Annotated in this window: 15 protein-coding genes and 1 pseudogene; 14 read left to right on the forward strand and 2 right to left on the reverse strand. The window is 69.8% G+C overall.

The annotated features are described in order from the left end of the window. Positions 1 to 606 precede the first annotated feature (606 nt). Positions 607 to 1,761: pseudogene (locus MMB92_RS27455) on the forward strand (DUF6402 family protein). Next, complete coding sequence (locus MMB92_RS27460; RefSeq protein ID WP_058903669.1) at positions 1,737 to 2,168, forward strand: hypothetical protein; 432 nt, start codon at positions 1,737 to 1,739, stop codon at positions 2,166 to 2,168. Before MMB92_RS27455 ends, MMB92_RS27460 begins: the two are co-directional and overlap by 25 nt. Before the next feature lie 30 nt (positions 2,169 to 2,198). On the opposite strand, the gene MMB92_RS27465 is transcribed toward MMB92_RS27460, so the two are convergent. Continuing rightward, positions 2,199 to 2,906, reverse strand: coding sequence for a succinate dehydrogenase/fumarate reductase iron-sulfur subunit (locus tag MMB92_RS27465; RefSeq protein WP_011545529.1), 708 nt, complete (start codon positions 2,904 to 2,906; stop codon positions 2,199 to 2,201). 90 nt (positions 2,907 to 2,996) lie between these two features. After that, complete coding sequence (locus tag MMB92_RS27470) at positions 2,997 to 3,239, reverse strand: DUF6566 family protein (RefSeq protein WP_023476627.1); 243 nt, start codon at positions 3,237 to 3,239, stop codon at positions 2,997 to 2,999. A gap of 177 nt (positions 3,240 to 3,416) precedes the next feature. Here MMB92_RS27470 and MMB92_RS27475 point away from each other — a divergent pair, with 177 nt between their 5' ends. The 12 genes from MMB92_RS27475 to MMB92_RS27530 form a co-directional block, all read left to right on the forward strand. Continuing rightward, positions 3,417 to 4,112, forward strand: a complete 696-nt coding sequence (locus tag MMB92_RS27475) for an MgtC/SapB family protein (RefSeq protein WP_062886072.1) — start codon at positions 3,417 to 3,419, stop codon at positions 4,110 to 4,112. Beyond that, complete coding sequence (locus MMB92_RS27480) at positions 4,109 to 4,432, forward strand: hypothetical protein (RefSeq protein WP_012336640.1); 324 nt, start codon at positions 4,109 to 4,111, stop codon at positions 4,430 to 4,432. Before MMB92_RS27475 ends, MMB92_RS27480 begins: the two co-directional genes overlap by 4 nt. A gap of 14 nt (positions 4,433 to 4,446) precedes the next feature. Beyond that, a complete protein-coding gene (locus MMB92_RS27485) occupies positions 4,447 to 6,627 on the forward strand; it encodes a VTT domain-containing protein (RefSeq protein WP_230391128.1) in 2,181 nt (726 codons plus the stop codon). Continuing rightward, positions 6,618 to 7,409 (forward strand): endonuclease/exonuclease/phosphatase family protein, encoded by a 792-nt coding sequence (locus MMB92_RS27490; protein WP_006498305.1) that lies wholly within the window; start codon positions 6,618 to 6,620, stop codon positions 7,407 to 7,409. Before MMB92_RS27485 ends, MMB92_RS27490 begins: the two co-directional genes overlap by 10 nt. 29 nt (positions 7,410 to 7,438) lie before the next feature. Next, the gene (locus tag MMB92_RS27495) at positions 7,439 to 7,927 is read left to right on the forward strand and encodes a phage protein NinX family protein (RefSeq protein WP_034203618.1); all 489 of its coding nucleotides are present in this window, start codon (positions 7,439 to 7,441) and stop codon (positions 7,925 to 7,927) included. Positions 7,928 to 8,078: 151 nt separating this feature from the next. Further along, positions 8,079 to 11,471: a maltotransferase domain-containing protein gene (locus MMB92_RS27500; protein WP_062885677.1), complete on the forward strand. Its 3,393-nt coding sequence runs from the start codon at positions 8,079 to 8,081 to the stop codon at positions 11,469 to 11,471. Continuing rightward, positions 11,471 to 14,881 (forward strand): maltose alpha-D-glucosyltransferase, encoded by a 3,411-nt coding sequence (treS, locus tag MMB92_RS27505; protein ID WP_034204035.1) that lies wholly within the window; start codon positions 11,471 to 11,473, stop codon positions 14,879 to 14,881. The genes MMB92_RS27500 and treS overlap by 1 nt, the downstream gene beginning before the upstream one ends. Then, positions 14,878 to 17,085: a 1,4-alpha-glucan branching protein GlgB gene (gene glgB, locus MMB92_RS27510; RefSeq protein WP_048987166.1), complete on the forward strand. Its 2,208-nt coding sequence runs from the start codon at positions 14,878 to 14,880 to the stop codon at positions 17,083 to 17,085. Before treS ends, glgB begins: the two co-directional genes overlap by 4 nt. 32 nt (positions 17,086 to 17,117) lie before the next feature. After that, on the forward strand, positions 17,118 to 19,232 hold the full coding sequence (gene glgX, locus MMB92_RS27515; protein ID WP_034203621.1) for a glycogen debranching protein GlgX: 2,115 nt from the start codon (positions 17,118 to 17,120) through the stop codon (positions 19,230 to 19,232). Between the two features lie 8 nt (positions 19,233 to 19,240). Beyond that, complete coding sequence (gene treZ / locus MMB92_RS27520; protein WP_006498315.1) at positions 19,241 to 21,112, forward strand: malto-oligosyltrehalose trehalohydrolase; 1,872 nt, start codon at positions 19,241 to 19,243, stop codon at positions 21,110 to 21,112. Further along, positions 21,109 to 23,340 (forward strand): 4-alpha-glucanotransferase, encoded by a 2,232-nt coding sequence (gene malQ, locus MMB92_RS27525; protein ID WP_277563068.1) that lies wholly within the window; start codon positions 21,109 to 21,111, stop codon positions 23,338 to 23,340. Before treZ ends, malQ begins: the two co-directional genes overlap by 4 nt. Then, positions 23,337 to 24,061 (forward strand): alpha-amylase family glycosyl hydrolase (locus MMB92_RS27530; protein WP_277563069.1); only part of this gene is annotated, 725 nt, incomplete at its 3' end. The genes malQ and MMB92_RS27530, both read left to right, overlap by 4 nt.

A 24,061-nucleotide genomic window follows, 5' to 3' on the forward strand; every position in this document is an offset into this window, starting at 1 on the left:
TACGTGGGCGAGCGATTTTATGGCATGCGAGGAACTTAATTATTAATTATCGAACAGGTGCGACCATTTAATCCCCCGATCGATTATAAAACCATTTTCCTCGGACATCCGTGGTCGCACCTCAGCACTTCTGCATCCCGGTACACTAGATCGGGTTCGACGCGCGAATAGGAGTAATCAACACGACGGCACGAGCCACCTGCACCTATCTGCACGTTAAAGCAGGACTCGAAAAGCCATGGTTGACGGCGGAAGCGCTGAGGCACAGGAATGAGCAGCCGTCGTAGCTGATGTCGACATCGTATAGAGCGGGACATGCCAATTGGCTCGGGTTGCCCCTGACAGTGGCCCAGTTCATGTCTTTACGACCATCGAGTACGCAGGCTGACGTAACAGTTTTTTTCATTGTTGCCATTCAATTTTCCTGGATATCGATTAACTCACCTGTTCATTTCAAAAATTACTATCGAAATCCCTATGCCGGACATCAAAAAATTACCGTATTATGAAATCAAGACATCATCGATTCCCTTTTCAATGCCGAAGTGGAAGGAATACGCTGGCGTCAACGGATGTGTTCCTCTGAATACACCGCACGGCGTTTGCATGGACAAGCTTGCTCCGGGCGAACCCAAGCCCTTCAAGCCTCCGGAGCCCAACCCAGCAAAGCCTGAGACGATCAAAGCGCCCGAGCCGGCGAAGGCTCCTCCACCCAAGCAAGCGCCACCTCGCAAGTCATCCGAGCCAGCCGACGCGGAAGATTGCGAGAATCCCCCTCCCTTTGACCTGCTGGATGTTCCTGAGGCGATGGAACGAATGAAATGGCCTGTTGCGGCCAAACTCGCCCGACGATGGTTCAGCGGCCCCAAACACGTTTGGGACAACAGCTTCAAAACTGACCAGCCGTTTGACAACACCACCGTCACGCTCGATTGGGCCCTCAGGTTCGGGAAGGTCAAAGAGCGATATGACGAGCTCATCTCGAAAAATATCTACAACGAAAGCGCCAGAGCAAGGTTGAGAGATCTGCTACGGCGTGCGGTGAAAGAAAAATTCGCATCTTCGGTAGCTTTCGATTTTCAGACGGTCGGCGACAAAGGCAATCTCGTCGAGTTTTGCAGGAAGTGGCAATTTCAACTCATTAATATATCCAGCTTCGACACGACGGGGGGGCTCCCGTATGCGCCTACAGATTTGACTGCTGCTCTGGCCAACTTCAACATCTATGCCGCCATTGGGCGTGCGGAGTTTTCCGGAGACAGATATTAAAAATACGACAACCATGAAAAGACCAAATCCTACTGCACGGACTTGACCGCATCCATAACACATATCTACGCGTACATAAAAGATAGCTATTCTTTCAATGACGGAAAGCCGCCATCGAGCAGCCAGTATTTGGGGCACTGGAATAAAAACGGAATGATCATCACGAACGGAGGGAGACTCAGGGAGCTTCTATATCGAAGCGGCGTCAATTCCAACCTCGGCGACGCCCTTGAGGTTGAATCGAGTATTAAATGGAAGTATCTGCTCGATGATTTTCTGGATAAACCAATTGACACACGAAAAGGTCTGTTCAAGAAATTCAGGGCATGCGATGTGCACTATCCTGTTTTCAACAAAACCTACAACGACTGGAGACTCAAGCATAATCGCGGAGAGGATTTCGTGATATATTCTCGACTTCGATACCTCAAATTGAAAAATCCCATCAAATTGAGCCTGGGCGAAATATGCAGGTCACCAGAAAAAATTTAATCGCGATCGCGGTCGTCTTGGCTTTGGCGATTCCGTCCCTCATGTTTCTGAAATCATATGGCGGGTGCGAAAGCTATACTCAGGCTCTCAACGGTGGAACGAAAGAGTTCGGTGGCGAGAAATATAAAATCGAACTGTGCGGCGCACGCCGCTCTTTTGGCGACGGCGACGAAATTCGGCTCCGGGTGACAGGGCCGGCCGGGGATGTGCTGGCGGAGAGGTATTTCGCGGTGCGCACGATTAATGATGCAACCCCTCGGGAACTGGAGTACGGCGACGACACTATTTTCTACTACGACCAATCGAAGTCGTCGCCCTTGCGCTTCATCCCCATGCCGCCTTCCAGACTGGACGCGTGGACGGCGCGAATACCGCTCCTGCAACGGCTAATCGCGTTATTTTCATAAGTCCATGAGCAAGCATCCAGACATCGCGCGTCACACCGTCCGCCTGACCAGCATCGTCCGGATCTCCGAAATCGCCTTGGTCGGATTCAGCCCCTTCGGGCACACGTCCGTGCAGTTCATGATCGTCCGGCAGCGGAACAGCCGGTACGGGTCCTCGAGATCGTCGAGCCGCTCGGCCGTCGCGAGATCGCGCGAATCGGCGATGAAGCGGTACGCCTGCAGCAGCCCGGCCGGACCGACGAACTTGTCCGGGTTCCACCAGTAGCTCGGACACGACGTCGAACAGCACGCGCACAGGATGCATTCGTACAGCCCGTCGAGCTGGTCGCGCTCCTCCGGCGATTGCAGCCGTTCGCGCGCGGGCGGCGTCGTGTCGTTGATCAGGTATGGCCGGATCGAGTGGTACTGGTTGAAGAAATCGGTCATGTCGACGATCAGGTCGCGCACCACCGGCAGCCCCGGCAACGGCCGCAGCACGATCTCGCGCGGCAGCGTCTGCATGTTCGTCAGGCATGCGAGGCCGTTCTTGCCGTTGATGTTCATCGCGTCCGAGCCGCAGATGCCTTCACGGCAGGAGCGCCGATACGACAGCGTCTCGTCGTCGCATTTCACGCGGCCCAGCACGTCGAGCAGCATGCGGTCGTCCGGATTCACGTCGATCTCGTAGCGCTGCATGTAAGGCGCCGCGTCGCGGTCGGGGTCGTAGCGGTAGATATGCAGGGTACGCGGATCGCTCATCGGTTCCTCCCGGCGCGGGCCGGCATGGGTTCACAAGGTACTTGCCGTGGTGCGCTGTCGCGGCACACGGCGCCGCAAGCGCGATGCCGGTCAGTCGTCGTCCACGCGCTTGTCGATCAGATAGCGGCCGCGCTCGAGGCCCGCCCTCAGCGCCTCGACCTCGGTCAGCCATTCCGGGCCGGCGGCTTCCGGCACCACCAGCTCGATGCGCGCGCCGTTGACGTACACCTGCACCTCGTCGCGCCATGCGCCGCGCTCGTTGGGTCGCGCCCACACGAAAATCTCGTGGCCGCGATACGGGTCCCGAACCTGTGCGTCCTGTTGATGTGCCACGGTGGCCTCCTGTCTTATCTGCGATAGCGATGCAAAAAATGCGCGCCGCATGCTCGTCAGGCGCGCCGCCGGCCTTGCGCGCACGCGCCGTGCCCGGCCGGCACGCTGCTTGCGTCCCTTTTCCGCATCGAACCGCTACCGGGCCCGCCTCGCTGAGGGCCGGAAGGGATGCACATCATGATCGGCCACCTCGAATTACTCGGACGCCTGCTGCTGGCCGCGCTGCTCGGCAGCGTGATCGGGCTCGAACGCGAACGCCTGAACTGGGCCGCCGGGCTGCGCACGCACATGCTCGTGTGCGTCGGTTCCGCGCTCGCGATGCTGGTATCGACGTTCGGCTTCGAGGACGTGCGCGGGCAGAACGGCGTCGTGCTCGACCCGTCGCGGGTCGCCGCGCAAGTGGTGTCCGGCATCGGCTTTCTCGGCGCGGGCTCGATCCTGCTGCGCGGCGAAGTGGTGCGCGGGCTGACGACGGCCGCGAGCCTGTGGGCGGTGGCCGGCGTCGGGCTCGCCGCGGGCGGCGGCATGGTGGTTGCGTCGGTCGGCGCGACGGCGATCGTGCTCGCGATCCTCGCGGGCGTGAAGCCGCTCGAGCGTCGCTTCATCGCGCAGCGCCAGCAGCGCACGCTGCTGCTCGTGGCCGAGCGCGGCGGCCTCACGCTCGGCACGCTGCACGAAGCGCTCGGCCCCGGCCGGGTGCGCGTGAAACGGTTCATCGTCCAGCAATCGGACGACGACCCGGACACCGACGACATCTCCGTCTCGTTCTCGCGCACGAGCGGGCCGGAATTTGCGGCGATCTGCGAGACGCTGCAAAACATCGCGTGCGTACGGACCTGTCAACCCGACACCTCGTCAAGGAGTTTCGTGTGACCCAGACCGACCTGCTCTCCTATCTCGTGACGAGCCAGCTCGCCGCGCGCATGCGCAGCGGCGCCTGGCTCACGACCAGCCAGCTGGTGGGCGCGCTGCGCGCGTGGCTCGCGTGCCAGCGCGCCGAATGCGACTGGCTCGACCGGATCAGGATCGCGCACGCGTCGGCGACGATCGCGCAGGAGATCTACGACATCGCGGTCGCGCACGGCGAGCATGCGCGGCTCGACGCACATTCGCCGGAGTTGCAGGGGCTTCGGGCACGCTGCGATGCGCTGCTGCAGCGGATCGACGGCAACCGCGACGTCGGGGCCCGATGATCGCGCCGGATCGCATGACCCGCGCCGACGACCGGCGCGTCGACGCCGCGCCGGCGGCCGGCCCGCCGCGGCACGGCCTGCTCGAACGCGGGCGCAACTGCGACACGATCCGCGGCGCGGACCGCTTCGCGATGCTGGTCGACGGCGATGCGTACTTCTCGACGCTGCGCGCCGCGCTGCTGCGCGCGCGCCACACGGTGTTCATCGTCGGCTGGGACGTGGACAGCCGGATGCGGCTCGCGCCCGGCGGCGCCGACGACACGCTGCCCGACACGCTCGCGGCCTTCCTGCACGCGCTCGCGTCTGCTCGTCACAACCTGCGCATCTACGTACTCGCGTGGGACTTCGCGATGATCTACGCGCTGGAGCGCGACTGGCCGCCCGTGTATCGGGCCGGCTGGCGCGCGCATCGCGGCATCCGGTTCCGGCTCGACGATGCGCATCCGCGCGGCGCGTCGCATCACCAGAAGCTCGTCGTGATCGACGACCGGCTCGCGTTCGTCGGCGGGCTCGACCTGACGCGCGCCCGCTGGGACACGCCCGCGCATGCGGCCGACGATCCGCGCCGCCGCGACGAGCACGGCATGCCGTACGGGCCGTTCCACGACGTGCACGCGATGTTCGACGGCGACGCCGCCGCCGCGATCGGCGAACAGGCGCGAGCGCGCTGGCTGCAGGCGTGCGGGCGCCCGATCGCGATCCGCGCGCAGCGGCATCTCGACCGCGCGGACGACGACGATCCGTGGCCGCCCGATGCGCGCGTCGACGTGCGCGACGTGCAGCTCGGCATCGCTTATACGGCGCCGCGTCACGGCGGCCGCGAGCCGGTGCGGCAGGTGCGCGCGCTCGTCGAGGACGCGATCCGCGCCGCGCGGCGGCACCTGTATGTCGAAAACCAGTATTTCACCGCCGCGGTGGTGCGCGAAGCGTTGTCCGCGCGCCTCGCCGACACGCACGGGCCGGACGTGACGGTCGTCGCGCCGCGCGTGCAGAGCGGCTGGCTGCAGGAAGCGACGATGGGCGTGCTGCGCGCGCGGCTGCACGCGACGCTCGCGTCGGCCGACCGCTTCGACCGCTACCGGCTGCTGTATCCGCACGTCGACGGGCTCGGCGACGGGTGCGTGAACGTGCACAGCAAGGTCGCGATCGTCGACGACGAATGCATCGTGATCGGCAGCGCGAACCTGAACAACCGCTCGATGCTGCTCGACACCGAATGCTGCATCGCGCTCGTCGCGGCCGGCGATCCCCGCATTCGCGCCGCGATCGCCGCCATGCGCGAGCGGCTGCTGGCCGAGCATCTCGGTACGACGCCCGCGGCGGTGGCCGACGCGTTCGCGTGCGGGGAACGGCCGAACGTCGTGCTCGACCGGCTGCGCGCGAAACCCGGCCGCACGCTGCGCACGCTCGATCCGGCCGTGTCGCCGCAATTCGAAGCGCTGGTGCCGGTCAGCGCGCGGCTCGACCCGGAACAGCCGATCGAACCGGACCGGTTCATCCGCGAATTCGTGCCGCACGAACAGCATCGCACGCTCACCGCGCGCTTTTTCGTGCTCGGTGCGATCGTGCTCGCGATCGCCGCGCTGGCGCTCGCGTGGCGTTTCACGCCGCTGGGTGCGCACCTGAACGTCGCATCGCTGTCGCACGCGGTGGCCGGCATCGCGCGGCTGCCGGCCGCGCCGGTGCTCCTGCTCGCGGCCTACGTGATCGCGGCGACCTGCGCGGTGCCGATCACGCTGCTGATCGCCGCGACGGGGCTCGTGTTCGGCGCGTGGCCGGGTTTCGCGTATGCGGGCATCGGCTCGATGGCAGCAGCCGCCGCGACCTACGCGCTCGGCCGCTGGCTCGGGCGCGACGCGGTGCGCCGGCTCGCCGGCCCGCGCGCGAACCGGCTGAGCGAGCGCATCGGCCGGCGCGGCGTGGTCGCGATGGCCGTGCTGCGGCTGCTGCCGATCGCGCCATTCACCGTCGTGAACCTCGTCGCCGGCGCGTCGCACATCGGGCTGCGCGACTTCCTGATCGGCACCGCGCTCGGGATGCTGCCGGGCATCGTGCTGACCGTCACGTTCGCGCACCAGCTGACCGCCGCGCTCAGCCATCCGGGGCCCGGCGCGTTCGCATGGCTCGCGGCGATCGGCCTCGTGCTGGTCGGCGTGTCGATCCTGCTCGTGAGGATGCTGCGACGATGGCGCTGAGCGAACACGCGGCCCCGCCACCGCACGTCGTCACCGCCGACGCGGCGCCCGCCGCCGCGCCGGGCGGGCGCGACCTGCGGATCGCGACCTACAACATCCACGGCGGCTACGGTGCGTGGCCGGCGCGCGCGGTCGACCGGATCGCGGCCGTGATCGACGAACTGGACGCGGACGTGATCGCGCTGCAGGAAGTGCCCCTCGGCGGCACGCGCGCGCCCGACGTGCTCGCGCATTTGCGCGACGCGACCGGCATGCACGCGGTGGCCGGCCCGACGATCGACACGCCGGAGCGCCGCTACGGCAACGCGGTGCTGTCGCGCTGCCCGATCCGCGCGGCGCGCACACTCGACCTGTCGTTCCACCCGCGCGAGCCGCGTGGCGCGCTCGACGCCGACATCGACTGCGGCGCGGGCACGATCCGCGTGGTCGCGACCCATCTCGGGCTGTCCGCCAGCGAACGCAGCGCGCAGGTGCAGCGGCTGCTCGCGGCGTTCGACACCGGCGCGATGCCGGTGATCCTGCTCGGCGACATCAATGAGTGGTTCGTGCGCGGCCGCGCGCTGCAGGCGCTCGTCACGCGATTCCGGCGCGCGCCGGCGCCGCGCACGTTCCCGACCGTGTGCCCGGTGTTCTCGCTGGACCGGATCTGGATCCATCCGGGCGAGCTGCTGGTCGACGTGGTCGTGCACCGCAGCGCGCGGGCCCGGCACGCGTCGGACCACTATCCGCTGGTGGCCCGGATGCGCGCGACGCCCGCGACGGGCACGGCGCTTGCGCGGTGAGGCGTTTTTCGATCCGACGGAGTCAGCCCATGCGAACCGATGCCCTCGACGGAAAGGATCTCGATTACTGGTGCGCCCGCGCGTTGTGCGCCGATGACGAAGACACGCTGCGCTTCACGGCGGTCGCGCCGACCGTCGTCGTGACGGCCGCGTGCGACGCGTTCCGGCATCTCGACGCGCCGTTCGCGCCTTCGGCGTCGTGGGCCGACGCGGGCGCGGTGCTCGATCGCGTGGAGGATCTGCGGATCGCCCGCCATGGGAACGACGTCGAATGCGACGCGACCTTCGTCGACGGCCCGTCGACGTGCGGCGCGCATGGCCGCGATGCGCGCGTGGCGCTGCTGCGCGCGTTCGTGCGTGCGCGCTTCGGCGACGAGGTGGACGCGCCGCCGTCGTTCCCGCACCGGATCGAACATGGCGCGGTGGTGCGGTATGACCCGGGTGTGCCGATTCCTACTTCGGACGACGATCCGGCGACGGGCGACAGTTCGGATATTCGGTCGATTCCGCGCATGTAAGTGCAAGCGCGTGCCCGGCAATCATGTAAAAACGGCAGCCCCTTCAAGCCGGCCTCCCGCACACACCGTGCTCCGCAGGCGATCCGGCAGCAGGCACGCAGGTTGCGACGCACCGGCGTTACCGCTCGCCGCCACCCGCCCGCGCCACGCCATGGACTCCACACCACCGTTCGCTCCGCACCTCTACTTCTGCGACGCCCGCCTCGTCGGGCCGCTCGACGTATGGCCGCAAACCTTCGCGCATATCGCCGGGATGGGCTTCGATCACGTGCTGGTCGGCGCGTTCTGGGCCGCGAGCGTCGCCGGCTTCCCGCGCCACGTGGCCGATTTCCGGCGGCCGGCCCAGTCGTTCGACACGCGCGCAAGCGCGCTCGAAACCTTCTCGCGGCTCGCGCAGCTCGCGAAAGGCCACGGGCTGCGCCTGCTGCTCGAAGTCGTGCCCGATCGCATCGCGCGCGAGAACCCGCTGCGCGCCGAGCATCCGGACTGGTACGTCGAGCGCACGCACGACGACGCGCTGATCGATCCGCGCGGCACCGCGCACGCGCTGGACATCGCGCATGCAAACGCCGGCGACGAAGCGGTGCGCGACGCGCTGTCCGCGTGGTGGTGCACGCATCTCGCGACGTTCGCCGATGCGGGCGCGGCCGGCTTCCTGATCGACGCACCGCATCATCTGCCGGCCGACTGGTGGCCGGGCTGGCGCGCGGCGCTGCGCCGTGCGCGCCCGGACGTCGCGGTGCTCGCCGGGGTGCCCGGCCATGCGCGCGACGCGCTCGCGCAGCTCGAAGCCGCCGGATTCGACGCGGTGTTTTCATCGGTGCGCTGGTGGGACCTGCGCGCGCCGTGGTTCGCGGACGAGCACCGGCTGCTGCGGCGCATCGGCGCGCCGATCGCGTTTCCCGATGCGCCCGACGGCCCGCGCCTGGCCGACGACTGGCCCGACGCGCCGGACGACACCGTCGCCCGCGCGTATCGCCGCGCGCTGTGGACGGCCGCGGCCGTCGGCACCGGCTGGCTCGTGCCGATGGGCTTCGAGCGCGGCGTGACGGTCCCGCTGATGGCGCGCGACGCGGATGCCGCGCGCTACCGCGCCGCATTCGAGCACGCCCGTTTCGATCTGTCGGGCGCGCTCGCCGATGCGAACGCATGGCGCCGCGCCACGCCCGTCGCGGCGGCACGCGGCGAAATCGTGCAACTGAGCGCGCCCGGCGCGCCGGCAACCGCGCTGCTGCGCGGCACCGGCCCGTTGCTCGACCACGACGACGCGGCGTTGCTGATCGCGTTGAATCCCGATCTCGACGCGCCGGCGACCGTCGACCCCGCGACGATCCTGCCCGGCGTGCCGGGCGGCTTTACGCGCGTCGTCACGCAGGACGGCGCGCACACGCATCCGCCGGCCGCGCTCGAACCGTTCACGCTCGCGCCCGGCGCATATGCGCTGCTGCATGCATGGCGAGCGCCGCCCGTCACGACGCGCGCGGACGCTGCACGCGAGCGCACCGTGCTGTCCGCGGCGCTCGCGGCCGACCGGATCGCGATCGAGCGCGTCGAGCCATCGGTCGACGGCGGCCGCTTCGCGATCAAGCGCGTGATCGGCGAGCCGCTCGTCGTGAGCGCCTCGATCTTCACGGACGGGCACGCGCACCTGGCAGCCGTGCTCCAGTGGCGCGGCGATGGCGACGACACCTGGCGCGAAGTGCCGTTCGAAGCCGAGCCGAACGATCGCTGGCACGCGCGCGTCATGCTCGACCAGCTCGGCCGCCATGAATTCCGCGTGATCGCATGGCGCGACGACTGGGCGTCGCTCGTCACCGACATCGCGAAAAAGCGCGCGGCCGGCCAGGACGTGACGCTGGAGGTGCGCGAAGCGCAACTGCTGCTCGCGACCGCGCTGAAGCTCGCCGATCCCGCCGATCCGCGCGCGCTCAAGCAGATGGAACGGCTCGCCGCCGAGCTCAAGGACGCGTCGCCCGACGACCGCCTCACGCTGATCGGCGCGCCCGCGCTCGCCGACGCGTTCGCGGCGCTGCGCTACCGCCCGTTCGTCACGCACGACGCGACGACCTACCCGGTCGACGTCGAACGCCGCAAGGCGCGCTTCTCGAGCTGGTACGAGATGTTTCCGCGCTCGGCGAGCGACGATCCGCACCGGCACGGCACGTTCGACGACGTGATCGCGCATTTGCCGCGCATCCGCGACATGGGTTTCGACGTGCTGTATTTCCCGCCGATCCACCCGATCGGCACGTCCGCGCGCAAGGGCCGCAACAACAGCCTGACCGCCGGCCCCGACGATGTCGGCAGCCCGTACGCGATCGGCTCACCCGACGGCGGCCACACGGCCGTGCATCCGCAGCTCGGCACGCTCGAGTCGTTCCGCGCGCTGGTCGACGCCGCGCGCGGGCACGGGCTCGAGATCGCGCTCGATTTCGCGATCCAGTGCTCGCCCGACCATCCGTGGCTCGCCGCGCATCCGGGCTGGTTCGCGTGGCGGCCCGATGGCTCGCTGCGCTTCGCGGAGAATCCGCCGAAGCGCTACCAGGATATCGTGAACCCCGATTTCTACGCGCCGGACGCGCTGCCCGACCTGTGGCTCGCGCTGCGCGACGCGGTGCTGTTCTGGGTCGACGCGGGCGTGCGGATCTTCCGCGTCGACAACCCGCACACGAAGCCGCTGCCGTTCTGGGCGTGGATGATCGCCGACGTGCGCGGCCGGCATCCGGACGTCGTGTTCCTGTCCGAGGCGTTTACGCGGCCGGCGATGATGTATCGCCTCGCGAAAGTCGGCTTCTCGCAGTCGTACACGTACTTCACGTGGCGCGAGTCGAAGCGCGACTTCATCGACTACCTGACCGAGCTGACGGCCGGCCCGCCGCGCGAATTCTTCCGGCCGAACTTTTTCGTCAACACGCCCGACATCAATCCGCGCCACCTGCAGAACGCGCCGCGCTCGCAGTTCGTGATCCGCGCGGCGCTCGCGGCGACGCTGGCCGGCTCGTGGGGCCTGTACTCGGGTTTCGAGCTCGGCGAATCGGCGCCGCTGCCGGACAGCGAGGAATACGCGGATGCCGAGAAATACGAGCTGCGCGCGCGCGACTGGAGGAAGGCCGCGCACATCGGCGCGGAAATCGCGCGGCTGAACCGCGCGCGGCGCGATCACCCGGCGCTGCAGACGCATCTCGGGCTCACGTTCGTCGAGGCGGACAACGATTCGGTGCTCGTGTTCATGAAGGCGACGCCCGCGTTCGACAGCGTGGTGGTCGTCGCGATCAGCCTCGACCCGTGGCATCCGCAGGCCGCGAACTTCACGCTCGACGCGGCGCTGTGGCGCGGCCTCGGGCTGGTCGACGGCGAACCGCTCGATGCGCTCGAACAGGACGCCGCGCACGCGGAAACCTGGCGCGGCCATCGCCAGTACGTCTCGCTCGATCCGCACGTGCGGCCGTACGCAATCTGGCGGCTCGCGCCGTCTCCGGGCGCCGCGCGGGCGGCGGCGCCCGAACCGGATCCCGCCCGCGGCCCTTCGGGAGCGCATGCATGATGAAACGCGAAGATTCCCTCGACGACGTGCGGCGCGCGCAGTTTCCGTCGCTCGCGCCGGCCGGCACGCCGCGCCGGCGCCGCGCGCGCCGCCGCGAACCCGCGCTCTGTGCGGACGATCCGCTGTGGTACAAGGACGCGATCATCTACCAGGTGCACGTGAAGTCGTTCTACGACTCGAACAACGACGGCATCGGCGATTTCCCCGGCCTGATCGCGAAACTCGACTACATCGCCGAACTCGGCGTCGACACGATCTGGCTGCTGCCGTTCTATCCGTCGCCGCGCCGCGACGACGGCTACGACATCGCCGACTACCGCGACGTGCATCCCGACTACGGCACGCTGGCCGACGTGCGGCGCTTCATCCGCGAAGCGCATGCGCGCGGCATCCGCGTGATCGCCGAACTCGTGATCAACCACACGTCGGACCAGCATCCGTGGTTCCAGCGCGCGCGCCGCGCGAAGCCGGGCTCCACGCATCGCGACTACTACGTGTGGTCCGACACCGACACGAAATACGCGGGCACGCGGATCATCTTTCTGGATACCGAAACGTCGAACTGGACCCACGACCCGGTGGCCGGCCAGTATTACTGGCACCGCTTCTATTCGCACCAGCCCGACCTGAACTTCGACAACCCGGCCGTCGTGCGCGAAGTGATCCAGGTGATGCGCTTCTGGCTCGACCTCGGCATCGACGGGCTGCGGCTCGACGCGGTGCCGTACCTGGTCGAGCGCGAAGGCACCAACAACGAGAACCTGCCGGAGACGCACGCGATCCTGAAGCGGATCCGCGCGACGATCGACGCCGAGTACCCGAACCGGATGCTGCTCGCGGAAGCGAACCAGTGGCCGGAAGACGTGCAGGAATACTTCGGCAACGAGGACGAATGCCACATGGCGTTCCACTTCCCGCTGATGCCGCGCATCTACATGTCGATCGCGAGCGAGGATCGCTTCCCGATCGTCGACATCATGCGGCAGACCCCGGCGCTCGCGCCGAGCAACCAGTGGGCCGTGTTCCTGCGCAATCACGACGAGCTGACGCTCGAGATGGTCACCGATTCGGAGCGCGACCTGCTGTGGCAGACCTACGCGAGCGACCGGCGCGCGCGGCTGAACCTCGGAATCCGGCGCCGGCTCGCGCCGCTGATGGAGCGCGACCGGCGCCGCATCGAGCTGATCAATTCGCTGCTGCTGTCGATGCCGGGCACGCCGGTGATCTATTACGGCGACGAGCTCGGGATGGGCGACAACATCCACCTCGGCGACCGCGACGGCGTGCGCACGCCGATGCAGTGGTCGTCGGACCGCAACGGCGGCTTCTCGCGCGCCGACCCCGAACTGCTCGTGCTGCCGCCGGTGATGGGCTCGCTGTACGGCTATGACGCGATCAACGTCGAGGCGCAGACGCGCGATCCGCATTCGCTGCTGAACTGGACGCGCCGCATTCTCGCGACGCGCCGCGCGTCGCAGGCGTTCGGGCGCGGCACGATCCGCTTCCTGCGCCCGGAAAACCGCAAGGTACTCGCGTACCTGCGCGAACTCGACGGCCACGAGCCGGTGCTGTGCGTCGCGAACCTGTCGCGCGCGTCGCAGGCGGTGGAACTCGACCTGTCCGAATTCGCGGGCCGCGTGCCGATCGAGATGACGTCCGATTCGCCGTTTCCGCCGATCGGCCAGCTCCCGTATCTCCTCACCTTCCCGCCGTACGGGTTCCTGTGGTTCGTGCTCGCCGAGCACGGCCGCGAGCCGTCGTGGCGGCAGCCGCATGCGGAGCCGCTGCCCGAATACGTGACGCTGGTGATGCGGCGCGGCGATACGCGGCCGGACGTCTCGCAGCTGCACGCGCTCGCGCACGACGCGCTCGCGTCGTGGCTTGCGCGGCGGCGCTGGTTCGCGTCGAAGGATCGCAAGATCGGCGACGCGTGGCTGAACGTCGTCACGCCGATTCCGGACGAGCCGTTCCAGTACGCGGAGGCGTGGGTGTCGGCGAGCGACGGCGGCGCAGAACGCTACGTCGTGCCGCTCGCGGCCGCGTGGGGCGGCGAGACGTCCAATCCGCTGTTCACGCAGCTCGCGCTGGCGCGCGTGCGGCGCGGCCATACGGTCGGCTACCTGACCGACGCGTTCGCGCTGCCGGCGTTCGCGCGCGGGATGCTGCGCAAGCTGCGCGTCGGCGCGACGGTGCTCACGTCCGACGGCGGCCGGCTCACCTTTCTGCCGGAAAACGCGCTCGCCGGGCTCGACCCGGGCGACGACGCGGAAGTGCGCTGGCTCGCGGCCGAGCAGAGCAACAGCTCGCTCGTGATCGGCGACACGATCGTGCTGAAACTGGTGCGCAAGGTCGCGCACGGCATTCACCCGGAAGCGGAAATGAGCCGGCACCTGACGCGCATCGGCTACGCGAACACCGCGACGCTGGCCGGCGAGGTCGTGCACGTCGATCCGGACGGCACGCCGCACACGGTCGCGATCCTGCAGCGCTATGTCGACAACCAGGGCGACGCATGGACGCGATCGTTCGATTTCCTGCGCCGCGCGATCGACGAGCTCGCGCTGCCGGCCGCGGACGAAGGCGAGGCGGCCGAAACGGGCGAGGAACCCGATGCGCTGCTCGGCTATGCGGCGTTCGCGGGCATCATCGGTACGCGGCTCGGCCAGTTGCACGTCGCGCTCGCGCAGCCGTCCGACGATCCCGCGTTCGCGCCGGAGCGCGCGACGCCCGAACACGTCGACAGCTGGTGCGTCGATGCGATCGCGTCGTTCGAGCGCGCGCTCGACGTGCTGCGCACGCGGCTCGACGCGCTCGATCCGACCACCCGTGCATCGGCCGATGCGCTGCTCGCGTCGCGCGACGCGGCCGTGCAGGCGCTCGGCGAACTCGTGCCGCGCACGCTCGATGCGCAATGCACGCGGATTCACGGCGATTTTCATCTGGGCCAGGTGCTCGACGTGCAGGGCGACGCGCTGCTGATCGACTTCGAAGGCGAACCGGCGCGCCCGCTCGAGCGGCGTCGCGCGAAATCGCATCCGCTGCGCGACGTGGCCGGTTTGCTGCGCTCGCTGTCGTACGTGAGCGCGACCGCGCAGTTCGCGATCGAAAAAGCGCCGCCGCAGGCCGCCGGCCGCAAGCGCGCGCTGTTCGACCGCTTCGGGCAGGCAGCCGCCGACCGCTTCGTCGAATGCTATCGCGCGGCGGCCGACCTCGCGCCCGCGCGCTTCGTCGATCCGCACTATGCGGACCGCCTGCTCGCGCTGTTCCTGATCGACAAGGCGTCGTACGAGCTGTGCTACGAAGCCGCGAACCGGCCCGACTGGCTGAGCGTGCCGGTCGGCGGGCTCGCGGCGCTGGTCGACCGCCTGCTCGGCGACGGCGTGCTGCCCGACGACGGAGGAAACCCATGACCGACACGTTGTTCGCGCGCGCCGACATCGACGCGCTGCTCGCCGGCCGCCATCCCGACCCGTTCGCGTGCCTCGGCCCGCACGAACAGGATGACCGGATCGTCGTGCGGGCGCTGCTGCCCGGCGCCGAGCGCGTGCGCGCGCTGTCGCCGGACGGCGCCGAACTCGGCACGCTCGCGTGCGTCGATCGCGCCGGTTGCTTCGCGGGGACCATTGCGCACAATGGCGGCACGCCGCACTATCTGCTCTCGATCGACTGGCCGGATGCGCATCAGGTGACCGACGATGCGTACGCGTTCGGCACGCTGCTCGACGAAGCAGCGCTGGCGCGTTTTTCGGCCGGCGATCCCGAAGCCGTGCTCGACTGCCTCGGCGCGACGCCGGTGCGCATCGACGACACCGACGGCGTGCGGTTCGCGGTGTGGGCGCCGAACGCGCAGCGCGTGTCGGTGGTCGGCGATTTCAACGCATGGGACGGCCGCCGCCATCCGATGCGGCTGCGGCGGCCGTCCGGCGTGTGGGAGCTGTTCGTGCCGGGTATCGGCCCGGGCGAGCGCTACAAGTACGAGCTGTGCGCGGCCGACGGGCGCGTGCTGCCGCACAAGGCCGATCCGTGCGCACGGGCGACCGAGGCGCCGCCGCGCACGGCGTCGGTGGTCGCCGACGTTGCGGCGCTTCACGCGTTCGCCTGGCACGACGACGGCTGGATGCATGCGCGGCCGCGCGTCGACCGCTACCGCGTGCCGTGGTCGATCTACGAGGTCCATCCGGAGTCGTGGCAGCGCATTCCCGAGCAGATGGACCGCAGCGCGACGTGGGACGAACTCGCCGAGCGGCTGATTCCGTACGTGAAGGGGATGGGCTTCACGCACGTCGAGTTCATGCCGATCGCGGAATACCCGTTCGGCGGCTCGTGGGGCTACCAGCCGCTCGCGCAGTTCGCGCCGTCCGCGCGCTTCGGGCCGGTCGAAGGCTTCGCGCGGTTCGTCGACCGCGCGCACGCGGCCGGCATCGGCGTGCTCGTCGACTGGGTGCCCGCGCATTTCCCGAACGACGCGCACGGGCTCGCGCAATTCGACGGCAGCGCGCTGTACGAGCACGCCGATCCGCGCGAGGGCATGCATCCCGACTGGAACACCTGCGTGTTCAACGTCGGGCGCACCGAGGTCAGCGCGTTCCTCGTCGCCTCCGCGCTCGCGTGGGCGCGCCGCTATCACGTCGACGGCATCCGCGTCGATGCGGTCGCGTCGATGCTGTACCGCGACTATTCGCGCAAGGAAGGCGAATGGGTGCCGAACGTGTACGGCGGCCGCGAGAACCTCGAATCGGTCGCGTTCCTGCGCCGGCTGAACGACACGCTGCACGGTGACGCCGCGCCGGCCGGCGTCGTCACCGTCGCGGAGGAATCGACCGCGTGGCCGGGCGTCACCGCGTCGACCGGCGACGGCGGGCTCGGCTTCGACTTCAAGTGGAACATGGGCTGGATGCACGACACGCTCGCGTACCTGCACGAAGACCCGATCCATCGCCGCTACCACCACGACCGGATGACGTTCGGGCTCGTGTACGCGTTCTCCGAACGCTTCGTGCTGCCGCTGTCGCACGACGAGGTCGTGCACGGCAAGGGCTCGCTCGTCGCGAAGATGCCGGGCGACGCGTGGCAGCGGCTCGCGACGCTGCGCGCGTATTTCGGCTTCATGTGGGCCCACCCCGGCAAGAAGCTGCTGTTCATGGGCAGCGAATTCGCGCAGTGGAGCGAGTTCGCGCACGATGCGACGCCGCACTGGGACTTGCTCGACGCGCCCGCGCATCGCGGCGTGCAGCGGCTCGTGCGCGATCTCAACCGCGCGTACGCGGCCGAGCCGGCGCTGCATGCGCTCGACTGTCACGCGGCCGGCTTCTCCTGGCTGATCGGCGACGATCGCGACAACAGCGTGTTCGCGTTCGCGCGCCGCGACGATGCGGGGCGCCTGGTCGTCGCCGTCTGCAACTTCACGCCCGTGCCGCGCAGTGGCTACCGCCTCGGGCTGCCCGCGCCCGGCCAGTGGCGCGAACTGATGAACACCGATGCCGCGTCGTACGGCGGCACCAACGCCGGCAACGACGGCGCCGTGTGGGCCGAAGCCGTGCCCGCGCACGGCGAGGCGTGGTCGGCGACCTTGCGCCTGCCACCGCTCGCGACACTGTGGTTGACGCCCGCTTGACTCCTCGCGCCCTCGACACGGAGATCCGCCCCATGCCGACCGCCCTGCCCACCCGTCTCGAATCCGGCCGCAGCTATCCGCTCGGCGCGACCTGGGACGGCCTCGGGACCAACTTCGCGGTGTTTTCCGCGCACGCGCATCGCATCCAGCTGTGCGTGTTCGATCCGACCGGCCGCAAGGAACTCGCGCGCCTCGACCTGCCCGAATGCACCGACGAGGTGTGGCACGGCTACCTGCCGAACGCGCATCCGGGCACCGTGTACGGGTTCCGTGCAGACGGCCCCTATCAGCCGCAGCACGGCCATCGCTTCAACCCGACCAAGCTGCTGCTCGACCCGTACGCGCGCAAGCTGGTGGGCCAGTTCCGCTGGTCGGACGCGCTGTTCGGCTATCGCGTGCATTCGAACCGGGCCGACCTGTCGATGGACCGCCGCGATTCGGCGCCCGCGATGCCGAAGGCCGTGGTCGTCGACGAAGCATTCGACTGGAGCAACGACCGCCGCCCGAACGTGCCGTGGCGCAGCACCGTGATCTACGAGACCCACGTGCGCGGCGCGTCGATGCGCCGCGCGGGGCTGCGCCCGCCGGAGCGCGGCACGTTCGCGTCGCTCGCGCATCCGGCGTTCATCGATCACCTGCTGTCGATCGGCGTGACGACGGTCGAGCTGCTGCCGATCCACGCGTTCCTGCAGCAGCGCGAGCTCGTGAAACGTGGACTGCGCAACTACTGGGGCTACGACACGGCCGCGTTCTTCGCACCGGAGCCGTCGTATCTCACGACGCGGCGGCTCGACGAAATGCGCATCGCGGTCCGCCAGCTGCATGCGGCCGGCATCGAGGTCGTGCTCGACGTGGTCTACAACCACACGTGCGAAGGCAACCAGCTCGGGCCCACGCTGTCGTGGCGCGGCCTCGACAACGCGAGCTATTACCGGCTGCGGCCCGACGATCCGCGCTACCACGTCGACGAAACCGGCTGCGGCAACACGCTGAACCTGTCGCATCCGCGCGTCGTGCAGATGGTGATGGATTCGCTGCGCTACTGGGCGACCGCGTTCAACATCGACGGCTTTCGCTTCGATCTCGGCGTGACGCTCGGCCGCGAGGATCACGGCTTCGAGCCCGGCGCCGGATTCTTCGATGCGCTGCGGCAGGACCCGGTGCTCGCGCAGCGCAAGCTGATCACCGAGCCGTGGGATCTCGGCCCCGGCGGCTATCAGCTCGGCCGCCACCCGCCCGGCTTCGCCGAATGGAACGACCGGTTTCGCGATACCGTGCGGCGCTTCTGGCGCGGCGACGCGGGGCAGCGCCCGGAACTGGCCGCGCGGCTGTCGGGCTCGGCCGACCTGTTCAATCACGGGCGCCGCCGCACGTGGGCATCGGTCAATTTCGTCACCGCGCACGACGGCTTCACGCTCGCCGACCTCGTGTCGTATGCGGGCAAGCACAACGACGCGAACGGCGAGGACAACCGCGACGGCCGCGACGACAACTGCAGCGCGAACTGGGGCACCGAAGGGCCGACCGACGACGCGGCGATCCGCGACGTGCGCCAGCGCGTCGCGCGCTCGATGCTCGCGACGCTGTTTACCGCGCTCGGCACGCCGATGATCGTGGCGGGCGACGAATTCGGCCGCACGCAGCACGGCAACAACAACGCGTATTGCCAGGACAACGAACTGTCGTGGCTCGACTGGGACCTGGCGCACAGCGAGGACGGCGTGCAGATGACCCGCTTCGTGTCGCGGCTCGCCGCGCTGCGGCGCATGTATCCGGTGATGTCGGCACCGCGCTACCCGTCGGGCGACCGCGACGGCGCGCCGGGCATGCGCGAGATCGACTGGTTCGACGAACGCGGCGACGCGCTCACCGTGCCCGCCTGGGAGGACGGCGAACGCCGCGCGCTGACCATGCGGCGCGTCGGCACCGGCCGCACCGGACGCACCGAGGCGTTGCTCGTGATGCTGAACGCATCGGCCGACACCATCACGTTCATGCCGCCCGCACCCGTGCTCGATTACCGCATCCTGCTCGACACCGCGACGCCCGACTCGGGCCCGCGCTCGTGGCCGGAAGCGGGGCTCGACGTCGCCGCCCATGCAGCCGTAATCGCGGTCGCCGCCGTGCCGCCCGATCAGTCTTCCTGAGGACCGCCATGACTTCCCGTTCCGCCCGCCCCACCGGCACGCATGCATTCGAAGCGTCGTTCGGCGCGACCTGCATCGATGCCGAGCACACACGCTTCCGGCTATGGGCGCCCGCGAGCCGCACCGCCGCCGTCGAGCTGCAGGACGAAGGCGGTCGCGCGCTGCCGATGACGCCGGCCGGCGACGGCTGGTTCGAGACGGTCGCGCCGTGCGGCCCCGGCACGCTGTACCGCTACCTGCTCGACGACGCGCTCGCGGTGCCCGATCCCGCGTCGCGCTTCCAGCCGTACGACGTGCACGGCCCGAGCCAGGTCGTCGATCCGGCCGCGTACCGCTGGCGCCACGACGCATGGCGCGGCCGCCCGTGGCACGAGACGGTGCTGTACGAGCTGCATGTCGGCGCCTGCGGTGGCTACGCGGCCGTCGAGCGGCGGCTGCCGGCGATCGCCGAACTGGGCGTGACCGCGGTCGAACTGATGCCGGTCAATGCGTTCCCCGGCGCGCGCAACTGGGGCTACGACGGCGTGCTGCCGTTCGCGCCCGACGCGTCGTACGGGCGGCCCGAGGAGCTGAAATCGCTGGTCGATACCGCGCACGGGCTCGGGCTGCAGGTGTTCCTCGACGTCGTGTACAACCACTTCGGCCCCGAAGGCAACCTGCTGCCGCGCTACGCGCCCGAGTTCTTCCGCGCGGACCGGCAGACCGCGTGGGGGCCCGCGATCGATTTCTCGCGCCCGCAGACGAGTACGTTCTTCATCGACAACGCGCTGTACTGGCTCGACGAATACCGTTTCGACGGGCTGCGCATCGACGCCGCGCACGCGATCGACGACGATGCGTGGCTGCGCGAACTCGCGCGTCGCGTGCGCGCGCATGCGGGCGACGCGCGCCACGTTCATCTCGTGCTGGAGAACGAACGCAATACCGCGAGCCTGTTGGGCCCGGGCGGTTTCGATGCGCAATGGAACGACGACTTCCACAACAGCGCGCACGTCCTGCTGACCGGCGAGCGCGACGGCTACTACCGCGCGTACGCCGACGCGCCGCTGCGCCATTTCGCGCGCACGCTCGGCGAAGGCTTCGCGTACCAGGGCGAACCGTCGCCGCTGCACGACGGTGCCGCGCGCGGCGAGCCGAGCGCGCACCTGCCGCCGACCGCGTTCGTCGCGTTCCTGCAGAACCACGACCAGATCGGCAACCGCGCGTTCGGCGAGCGGCTGCGCGCGCTCGCGAACGACGACGCGGTGCGCGCGGCCACCGCGCTGATGCTGCTCGCGCCGTCGATCCCGCTGCTGTTCATGGGCGAGGAAGACGGCAGCACGCAGCCGTTCCAGTTCTTCACCGACTATCGCGGTGCGCTCGCCGACGCGGTGCGCGACGGCCGGCGTCGCGAATTCGCCGCGTTTCCCGCGTTCGCCGACGCCGCGCATCGCGACGCGATTCCCGACCCGAACGACATCGCGACCTTCGTGCGCTCGTCGTCGCACCATCCGCCCGACGAGTCGTGGCCCGACGCGGCCGCGTGGCGGCGCTTCTATCGCAGCGCACTGGCCGTGCGCGCGGCGCTCGTGACGCCACACCTGGCCGGCGCGCAGTCGCTCGGCGTCGAACTGCTCGCGGGCGACGACGACCCGCCCGCGCTCGTCGCGCGCTGGCGCCTCGGCGACGGCAGCACGCTGACGATCGCGCTGAATCTCGGCTCGCACGACGCGACGCTGCCCGATCTGCCGGTCGGCAAGATCGTGTTCGAGACGCCGCCGCGCGCGCGCGACCGGCTGCCGGGCGGACACGTGCCGCCGCGCGCGTGCCTCGCGTGGCGCGACGGCGCGGTCAACCAGGATGCGCGGCATCACCGCGCGAACGGACGGAGCCCGTCATGACGACCGACGTCCCGATCGCGGCGCTCGCCCGCGCGGCCGGCCTCGAACCCGACTGGACCGACGCGGGCGGCGTCGCGCAACGCGTGGACGACGACGCGCTCGTCGCGCTCGTCGATGCGCTCGGCTGGCCGTGCGGCACCGCGATCCAGCGGGTCGACAGCGCGGCGGCGCTCGCGGACGCGAACGCGTCGCCGCCGCGCGTCGTGACCGGCGACGCCGGCCTGCCATTGACGCTGCCCGCGACCGTCGCGCCGCCGGGCGCGCGCTTCCGGATCTCGCTCGAGACCGGCGGGCACGTGGACGGACGCGTGGGCGGCGCGGGCGAACACGGCACGCTGCCGCCGCTCGCGATGCCCGGCTATCACGCGCTCGACATCGGCGAGCAGCGCATCGGGCTCGCGATCGCGCCGCCGCGCACGCGCCCGTTCGACGCGTTCGCCCGCACCCATGACGCGGGCCGCCGCTGGGGCATCGCGGCGCAGCTCTACAGCCTGCGCCGCACCGGCGACGACGGCGCGGGCGACTACACGGCGCTCGCGCGGCTGGCCGCGCAGGCCGCGCGACACGGCGCGCAGGCGGTGGCGATCAGCCCGACGCATGCCGGCTATCCGGCGCTGCCCGCGCACGACAGCCCGTATTCGCCGTCGTCGCGACGCTGGCACAACGTCGCGTATCTCGACTGCGACGCGGTGCCGGGCGCGGGCGCCGCGTCGCATCCCGCGGCGGCCGCCACGGCCGACGCCGCGCTGATCGACTGGCCTCGCGTGCTGCCGATGAAGCTGCGCCGTTTGCGCGCATGCTTCGACGCGTGGCGCGCGAGCGACGACCCGTCGCGCGACACCTACCAGCGGTTTCGCGCGGCGGGCGGTGCGGCGCTCGACGCGCATGCGCGCTTCGATGCGCTGCAGGCGTTCTGCATCGAGCACGGGATCGGCGCGGATTGGCGGCAGTGGCCGGCGCCGTGGCGCACGCCGGGATCGGCGGAAGTCGACGCGTTCGCGCATGCGCATGCCGACACGATCGCGTTCCACACGTTCCTGCAATGGTGCGCGTCGCGCGCGCTCGGCGACGCGCAGCACGCGGCGCGCGGCGCGGGCATGGCGACCGGGCTGATCGCCGATCTCGCGGTCGGCTCGGATCGCGCCGGCAGCGACGCGTGGGCGCACGGCACGACCTTGCTGCGCGGCGTGTCGCTCGGCGCGCCGCCCGACCTGTTCAACGCCGCCGGCCAGGCGTGGGGCGTGACGACGTGGACGCCCGCCGCGTTGCGCGCGGATGGCTTCGCGCCGTTCATCGAGCTGCTGCGCGCCGCGTTCGCGCACGCGGGCGGCATCCGCATCGATCACGTGCTCGGCTTCGCGCGGATGTGGATCGTGCCGGGCGGCGGCTCGCCGCGCAGCGGCGCGTACCTGCGCTATCCGCTCGACGATCTGGTGCGGATCGTCGCGCTCGAGGCGGCACGCCATCGCGCGATCGCGATCGGCGAGGATCTCGGCACCGTGCCGGCCGGGTTGCGCGAACGGCTCGGCGCGCAGGGTGTCGCGGGCATGCGCGTGCTGTGGTTCGAGCGCGACGCGCAGGGTGCGTTCCGCCCGCCGTCCGCGTGGGATCGCGATGCGATCGCGACGACCTCGACGCACGATTTGCCGACCGTGGCCGGCTGGTGGCGCGGCGTCGATCTCGGATGGCGGCGCGTCGCGGCCGAGGCCGCAGCCGCGAAGCGACGCGACGAATCGCAACCGCGCGACGTCGCCGCCCCGGCGCCGGACGATGCGAGCGCGCACGATTCGGATGAGATCGTGCAAAGCATGGCGTTCGGACACGACACCGTGCAGCGCCCCGAACCGGGCAACCCGACGCCGCCGCCGGCGTCGCCGCCCGAGCTGCTCGCCGCTCACGCGGAACGCGCGACCGAGCGCGCCGCGCTGTGGCACGCGCTGCAGCAGGCCGGGTGCGTGCCGGCCGACGCCGCGACGCCGCCCGCCGACATGCCGCCGGTGAACGCGATCCTCGGCTACGTCGCGAGCGGCCCGGCGCCGCTCGCGCTGCTGCCGCTCGAGGATCTGCTCGCGCTCGACGCGCAGCCGAACCTGCCGGGGCAGCCGTGCGGCCATCCGAACTGGCGGCAGCGGCTGCCGCGCACGATCGACGCGCTGTTCGACGCCGACGTGCGCACGCGCATCGCCGCCGTCGTGCATGCGCGCCGCGCGCAGGGGCGCCGCCGATGATCCCGCGCGCGACGCTGCGACTGCAGCTGCATGCGGGCTTCACGTTCGACGACGCGGCCGCGCACGCCGACTACTTCGCGCGGCTCGGCGTCAGCCACCTGTACCTGTCGCCGGTCTCGACGGCCGAGCCGGGTTCGCTGCACGGCTACGACACCGTCGACTACGGCACGCTCGGCGCGGCACTCGGCGGCGAAGCCGGCTTCATGCGGCTCGTCGACGCGCTGCGCGCGCGCGGCCTCGGCGTGATCGTCGACATCGTGCCGAACCACATGGGCGTCGGCGGGTCGTCGAACGGCTGGTGGAACGACGTGCTCGAATGGGGGCCGGCGAGCCCGTACGCACGCTATTTCGACATCGACTGGCATCCGCCCGACCCCGCGCTCGACGGCAAGGTGCTGCTGCCGTGCCTCGGCGCGCCGTACGGCGACGCGCTCGCGGCCGGCGACATCACGCTGCGCGCCGATCCGGCCGCCGGCCGCTTCTACATCGCATGCCCCGGCCGGCGGTTGCCGGTCGCGGTCGCCACCTACGCGGAGATCCTGCGCATCGCGAACCGCGCGGACCTGAACGCGCTGGCCGAGCGTTTCGACGCCGCGCCGGCACGCGACAGCGCGCGGCTCGCCGCCGCCCATGCGGCGCTGCGCGATCATGCGGCCGCGCACGGCCCGCACGCGCTCGACGCGGTATTGCGCGGCGCCGACCCGCGCCGCGCGCGCTCGCG

The organism is Burkholderia sp. IO2 (assembly GCF_029522185.1).
Classification (GTDB): Bacteria; Pseudomonadota; Gammaproteobacteria; order Burkholderiales; family Burkholderiaceae; genus Burkholderia; species Burkholderia cenocepacia.